The sequence below is a fragment of the Microcystis sp. LE19-84.1B genome (genome assembly GCF_027531875.1).
Classification (GTDB): domain Bacteria; phylum Cyanobacteriota; class Cyanobacteriia; order Cyanobacteriales; family Microcystaceae; genus Microcystis; species Microcystis panniformis.
The window spans coordinates 1-1,118 of sequence record NZ_JAPZSR010000344.1 but is presented as its reverse complement, the minus strand read 5'-3'; the positions used below and the strand labels follow the sequence as shown (position 1 = coordinate 1,118).

Below are 1,118 nucleotides of genomic sequence, written 5' to 3'. Positions count from 1 at the left end.
ATTCGCCTCTACAATCTAAGCATTATCCCTAACCAGTGCTAAATTTTCTGACATCCAAGCTTGATTAATAGTTTTGGTGTCTTTAGAGGCAGTTTTCTCGACTATTCGCTTACTTATCAACTTTATCTAACTCGAACTAAGGTTCGGGTGGATTCCCTATCGACTCTGTACCATCTTTAACACCGATAATTTTAGTCAAAGATGTAAAAAAGGAAGATCATGATTGTGAGAGCGTGTAATTAGTATAATTAAAGTAAAAATCATTCCAAGGTAGCCATGATTAAAAACATTAATGTAACTGGACTTAAACCTGAACAAATTCAGCAGATACAGGTACTTATTGCCGCATTTAAAGCTCAAAATCAACTCAATCAAAGTGAACCTGAAATTGATATGATTGAATACCTGTTGGAAAATCCTATAGAGGTTGATAATTTAGAATTTATGAAACGAGAAGAAATTTATGGCAGAACTTAAAAATCATAGTTGTTTTGTTGATTCTAATATTTGGCTTTATGCTTTTTCCACTGATAAAAAAGAAGAAAGTAAAAGAATATTGGCAAAACAATTAATTAAAGAAAAGTCCATCATTATCAGTACCCAAATAGTTAATGAGGTTTCTTGTAATTTACTTAAAAAGCATAAGCTTGATGAAAAACAATTGTTTAAATTAATTGTTTCCTTTTATAGAAAATATCAAGTTATCTCATTTAATCTTGATATTTTTGAATCTGCATCTAATCTGAGAACTCAATACCATCTATCATTTTGGGATAGTTTAGTGATTGCTTGTGCTTTATTTTCTGATGCAAATATTTTGTATTCAGAAGATATGCAAGATGGTTTAATTGTTGATAAAAAATTAACTATTATTAATCCCTTTAAGCAATAAAATTATTTTACTGGTTAATGATGCTGTCTTTAACATTTCTCAAACCAGTCCTAACGGTACAGTTGTCGGCACAATTAACGCTACTGATGCCGATAATAACCCCTTAACCCTACAATATCACCGCAGGTAATCCTAACCTCGATGGCGACGGTATCTCCGCCTTTACCATCAATAATAGCGGCCAAATTGCCATGGCTGACTCCGATGATAAGGCTGTAGTCATCTC

At 32.5% G+C, this 1,118-nt stretch carries 2 protein-coding genes; both read left to right on the top strand.

Features of this window, described 5'->3' with window-relative positions; translation table 11 throughout:
• The first annotated feature begins 276 nt into the window (after window positions 1–276).
• Window positions 277–477, top strand: a complete 201-nt coding sequence (locus O9324_RS19765; protein ID WP_288141093.1) for a hypothetical protein — start codon at window positions 277–279, stop codon at window positions 475–477.
• The gene (locus tag O9324_RS19760) at window positions 464–892 is read left to right on the top strand and encodes a PIN domain-containing protein (RefSeq protein WP_288141092.1); all 429 of its coding nucleotides are present in this window, start codon (window positions 464–466) and stop codon (window positions 890–892) included. Before O9324_RS19765 ends, O9324_RS19760 begins: the two co-directional genes overlap by 14 nt.
• Window positions 893–1,118: the final 226 nt, after the last annotated feature.

Bases quoted from the DNA above. Each gene is read 5' to 3' on its own strand.
- O9324_RS19765 (WP_288141093.1), top strand. From the start codon at position 277: ATGATTAAAAACATTAATGTAACTGGACTTAAACCTGAACAAATTCAG.
- O9324_RS19760 (WP_288141092.1), top strand. From the start codon at position 464: ATGGCAGAACTTAAAAATCATAGTTGTTTTGTTGATTCTAATATTTGG.